This is a genomic window from Corallococcus sp. CA053C (assembly GCF_003611675.1).
GTDB lineage: Bacteria > Myxococcota > Myxococcia > Myxococcales > Myxococcaceae > Corallococcus.
The window spans coordinates 1-5,306 of record NZ_RAWA01000545.1 but is presented as its reverse complement, the minus strand read 5'-3'; the positions used below and the strand labels follow the sequence as shown (position 1 = coordinate 5,306).

Below are 5,306 nucleotides of genomic sequence, written 5' to 3'. Positions count from 1 at the left end.
CCCCCACGGCGACCACGAAGGCCCCCGTCGCGCCTGCCCCGCCGCCCGTCGCCGCGCCCGTCGTGCGCGCGGCGCCGTCCAAGGCGGTGGCGCTGTTCGGCGTGGCCCGCCAGTCGGCCGCCTCGGACCAGGCGGCGAAGCTGGAGGACACGCTGTCGCGGAAGCTGGGCGCCGCGGGCGACGTGGAGTTCGTGGACCTGGCGGCCGCGTTCCCGGCGCCGGAGCCCCAGGGCATTCCGAAGGGCGACGCGCTCTTCGACGAGGGCCGCTCCGCGTACGACAACCTGGACCCCGACACCGCGGCGGTGAAGTTCAAGGCGGCCGCGGACGCGTACGTGCAGCGCCCGGGCGACCTGCGTCCGGAGAAGCTGGGCGAGGCGTACCTCTTCCAGGGCGCCTCGCAGCTGCTCAACGGCGACGTGGCGGGCGCGAAGGTCGCCTTCACGAACGCGATGGTGGCGGAGCCGTCCCTGCGCCCGGATGCGGGCCAGTTCGGCCAGGACGTGCAGCGGGTGTTCGCGGAGGCGCAGAAGGAGCTGGCCGCGCAGCCGCAGGGCTCGCTGGTGGTGACGTCCCAGCCCCAGGGCGCGCGCGTGCTGGTGCGCGGCCGCGACGTGGGCGCGACGCCGCTGTCCAACGTGAAGCTGCCGCCGGGCCACTACCCCGTGCAGGTGGTGCTGCCGGGCTACGCCCCGTCCGTGACGTACGCGGAGGTGAAGCCGTCCGCGCCCACCGAGGTGAAGGCGAAGCTGTCCTCCGCGCCCGGCCTGGCCGCGCTGCGTGACGCGGCCGCGAAGGCCGGCACGGAGAAGGCCTTCTCCGACGACGCCGTTCCCCCGGAAGTCGGCGCCATCGGCGAGCGGCTCAACGCGCGCTACGTGGTGCTGGCGGCGGCGTTCCAGGACAAGAAGGGCCGCCTCCACGGCGAGGTACAGGCGTGGGACCTGCGCACGAAGAACCGGCTGAAGGGCGTGGAGGTGGACTTCGGCGAGCGCGACGGCAAGGGCAGCGCGAACGCCGCCGCCGAGCAGGTGCACACCTTCCTCACCGGCTCCGCCCTGCCCCAGGGCACCAAGCCGGGCCGCAACGAGGTGGCGTCCTCGTCGGGGGACTCCGTGCTGCGCAAGCCCTGGTTCTGGGCCGCGGCGGCGGGCGTGGCGGCGGTGACGGCGGGCGTGGTGTACGTGGCCACGTCGGACCGCGCCCCCGGCTTCAACCCCGTGAATGGGCTGCCCGGTGGAATTTCCTTCTAGCGCTCGCGTCAAGCTTCCAGGACTCCCCATGAAAGCCCTCTCGCTCGCGTTCGTGTTGCTGCCCGCCCTGGCGCTGTCGTCCTCGCCCCCGCCGGGTCGCATCTCCGCGCTGCTCATCCCCATGGACCCGTCGTCCGAGTCCTCGGGGGTGCAGATGGAGAACTACATGAACGACGCGCTTGGCAACTTCGCCAACTACTCCGTGCGCAAGCCGAAGGACCTCTTCGGCCTGCCGGACGACGCGGCGGCCCAGGCGTCGTTCCAGCGCGCGAAGAAGGGCTTCGAGGAGAGCGCCAAGGCCTTCGAGGCCCGCGAGTACGAGGACGCGGAGCGCAAGGTGCGCGCCACCCTCAAGGAAGTGGAGGGCTCGGTCGCGGCCATGCACTCGTGCTTCCCGCTGTGCGACGCGCTCGCGCTGCACGGCGCCATCCTCCAGCTGCGGGGCGACGTGGAGGAAGCGAAGCTGCTGCTCATCGACCTGATGGCGCTCAACCCCACCTTCGAATTGAACCCCAAGCGCTTCAGCCGGGACTTCATCGGCCTGCGGGTGCAGGTGGCCACGAGCCGCACGTCGCAGCTGCGCGGCACCGCCACCTTCAAGTCGCGGCCCGCGGGCGCGCGCGTCTTCGTGGACGGAGAAGCGGTGGGCTACACCCCCGTGACGCTCCCCGCGCTGCCGGTGGGCAAGCACCTGGTGCGGATGGAGCGCCCCGGCTTCCGCCAGTTCGGTCAGATCGCCGAAGTGACGCCGGACGACACGGAGGTCAGCGCGGCGCTCGTCCCCACGGCCACGTACAAGGCCTACGACGTGCAGCTCGACAAGGTGGTGAGCGACGTGTCGCGTCCCAGCGACAAGCCGGCCAACGCCGTCGTGGCGCTCGGCAAGTCGCTGGGGTTGGACCGGACGCTGCTGGGCACCGTGCGCGTCATCCCGGAGAAGGGCACGGAGCTGGCGGTGGGCCTCTTCGACGTGAAGAGCGGCAAGCGCCTGGGCTCGCGGCGGCTGGTGCTCCAGGGCGACGAGTACGGACAGCTCAAGCTGGAGATGGAGCGGGTGGTCAACCAGCTCATCAACACCGAGGGCGAGAAGGTCATCCGCGCCAAGGATCCGCTGGAAGGCCGCAGCGGCGCGGAGGACTGGAGCGCGGAGGACCGGGGCGGCCAGCAGAAACAGTCCGAGAAAAAACGCTCCACGGATGACCCCTTGGATTCGATGTCGGGAACCGAGGATTGGTAGCGGACGGCGCTTGTCCCGGGACGGACTGCCCCTAGAGTCCCGGGCCGCATGCGCCTCCTGCCGCTGTTGACCCTCCTCCCGACGTTCGCGCTCGCGCAGACGGGCGCCGTCGTCCGCGCGCCCACCCCGCCGCGCGGCATCACGCTGCCTCCCACCAACGCGGCGCTCGTGGACGAAGCGCCCGCGCTGTCGCTCAACCCCGCGGGGCTGGGCTTCCTGGACGCGGGCCAGCTCTTCTACCTGCACGAGCGCAACCTGGAGTCGGACGCCGTGGGCGACGCCGTCTTCCTGGGCACGCGCCTGCTGGGGCTGGGCGCGGGCTTCTCGCTGGAGTGGATCCGCGGCGAGGACGCGCCCGACTACCGCAAGACGTCCTTCGGCCTGTCGCTGGGGCCCCGCACCTTCCAGCTGGGCGCGGCCCTGCACGACTTCAGCTCCGACGACCGCGCCATTGGCGGACTCACCAGCTGGGACGTGGGCCTCACCGCGCGCCCCGCCCGCTTCCTCTCGCTGGCCGCGGTGGCGAGGGACCTGAACGCCCCGGAGAGCGACGGCCTCAAGCTGCCGCGCCGCTACAACTTCGGCCTGGGCCTGCGCCCGCTGGACGAGCGCTACACGCTGGGCGTGGACTGGCTCTTCGCCGAAGGGGGCTTCCGGGAAGGCCAGGCCACGTACACGGTGCAGGCGGAGGTGGTGCGCGGCCTGCGGCTGGGCGGCGGGCTGTCCCACGGCTTCGTCAGCGGCATCCCACTGGCGCTCCAGATCTCCGCCACGGTGGACCTGGGCCACGCGGGCCTGACGTACGCGGCGGGCGGCGCGGGCGACGGCCTGGACCACGTGCTGCAGCTGCGCCTGTCGTCGGAGCCCTACCGCTCCGTGCACGGCTCCCACGGGGTGGTGACGCTGCTGGACCTGGACGACATGCTGTCGGGCGGCGTGAGCCCGGTGCTGTCGGTGCTGGGCGTGAGCGAGTCGGATCCGTACCTGCGGCTGCTCAAGTTCCTGGACCTCGCCACGAAGGACGAGCGGCTCCAGGGCGTGGTGGTGAAGATGGAAGGCCTGCCCGGCGTGGGCTGGGGTGGCGCCGAGGAGCTGCGCCAGGCTTTCCTGCGCCTGCGGCAGGCGGGCAAGAAGGTCGTGGTGGTGATGCTGTCGGGGGATGACCGCTCGTACCTCGTGGCGTCGGCGGCGGACAGCGTGTACGCGCTGACGGAGGCGTCGCTGCCCATCAACGGCCTGTCCGCCAGCGTGACGTCGCTGGGCGGCACCATGGAGAAGCTGGGCATCCACTGGGACGTGGCGCGCGTGGGTGAGTACAAGACGGCGACGGATCAGCTCACCCGCTCCGACATGAGCCCCGCGGAGAAGGAGACGCTGGACGCGTACCTGGACGGCCAGGTGGCGCACTACGAGAAGGCCGTGGAGTCCGGCCGCAAGCTGTCGCCGGAGAAGCTGCGCCAGGCGTGGACGGGCGGCATCCTGTCCTCGCGCCGGGCGCAGCAGGCGGGCCTGTTGGACGGCGTGGTGTCCGCGACGGAGCTGGACGCGCGCGTGTCGGAGTGGTTCCCCGGCCTGCGCTTCGCGCCCACGTATTCGCCGCGCGACGAGCGCGAGGACCGCTGGGGGCTGCGCCGCCGCATCGCGGTGGTGCCGATTCTTGGCGACATCACCGGGGGCCGCAGCCGCGAGGATCCGCTGGGCTTCTCGCGGATCGCCGGCGCGGAGACGGTGGTGCGCGCGCTCGCCCAGGCCCAGGAGGACCCGTCCGTGGTGGCCATCATCCTGCGCGTGGACTCCGGCGGCGGCGACGTGCTGGCCTCGGACCTGATGTACCGCGCGGTGCTGGAGGCGAAGAAGCACAAGCCCGTCATCGCCTCCATGGGCGACGCGGCGGCCTCCGGCGGCTACTACGCGGCGGTGGGCGCGGATGAGGTGCTCGCGGAGCCCACCACGCTCACCGGCAGCATCGGCGTCTTCTACCTGAAGCCCGCGCTGGAGGGCCTGGGCGCGAAGCTGGGGGTGAACCAGGAGACGCTGAAGCGCGGCGACATGGCGGACGTGCTGGACTGGTGGCAGCCGTGGACGCCGGAGCAGCAGGCCGCGGTGCAGACGTGGGTGGACGACTCCTACGACACGTTCATCACCGAGGTCGCGCTCAACCGGAAGCTGGACAAGGCGAAGGTGGACGCCGTCGCCCGGGGCCGGGTGTGGAGCGGACAGGACGCGCTCGCGCGCGGGCTGGTGGACGGACTGGGCGGCCTGCACGAGGCGACGCTCGCGGCCCGCAAGCGCGCGAAGGTGTCCCCCGCCGAGGACCTGGAGCTGGAAGTGATGGGCGGCGCGCGCGGCTTCCTCTCCGGCCTGGGCGGCGAGCCCGGGGTGCATGCGCTGGCGGGGCTGTTCCTGCCGGAGCTTCCGGAGCGTCCGCCCGAGGCCCTGTCGATGCTTGCCCGGGAGGTGGGCCTGGGATCGCCCGAGCTGCTGCGCCCCGGCCTGAAGGCCATGCTCCCCTTCAACGTGCGCATCCGCTGAAGGGGCGCGGGGGTCACCCGGCGAACACGCCACGCGCACGGGCGGCGAAAATCCGGGCGCCACAACCGGGCGCTCTGTTAGGGTGGTGAGTGCCTCCCGGCCGGCGCTAGGGCCGTCGGGGGGTTTCAGGAACCGGCGGTTTCGGCCTTCTCGCAGGCCCCGCGTCCGGCTTCCTGTCCCAAAACCTGCCTCCTGACGTCCCCGGCGACCCCTTGTGGCCGCCGCACTCCAGGGTCGTCATGGCGTGGAGCCCCATGAGCGAGAATTCCGACAACCCCGAGACC

The 5,306-nt window shown here is 72.3% G+C and carries 3 protein-coding genes; all 3 read left to right on the top strand.

Going from position 1 to position 5,306, the window contains the following annotated elements; all coding sequences use genetic code 11:
* The coding region (locus D7V97_RS39565; RefSeq protein WP_120615749.1) for a PEGA domain-containing protein at nucleotides 1-1,253 on the top strand (1,253 nt) is incomplete at its 5' end.
* Between the two features lie 28 nt (nucleotides 1,254-1,281).
* Entirely contained in the window at nucleotides 1,282-2,490 is a 1,209-nt protein-coding gene (locus D7V97_RS39560; RefSeq protein ID WP_120615748.1) for a PEGA domain-containing protein, read from the top strand.
* Between the two features lie 48 nt (nucleotides 2,491-2,538).
* Nucleotides 2,539-5,022, top strand: a complete 2,484-nt coding sequence (sppA, locus tag D7V97_RS39555; RefSeq protein WP_120615747.1) for a signal peptide peptidase SppA — start codon at nucleotides 2,539-2,541, stop codon at nucleotides 5,020-5,022.
* Nucleotides 5,023-5,306 lie beyond the last annotated feature (284 nt).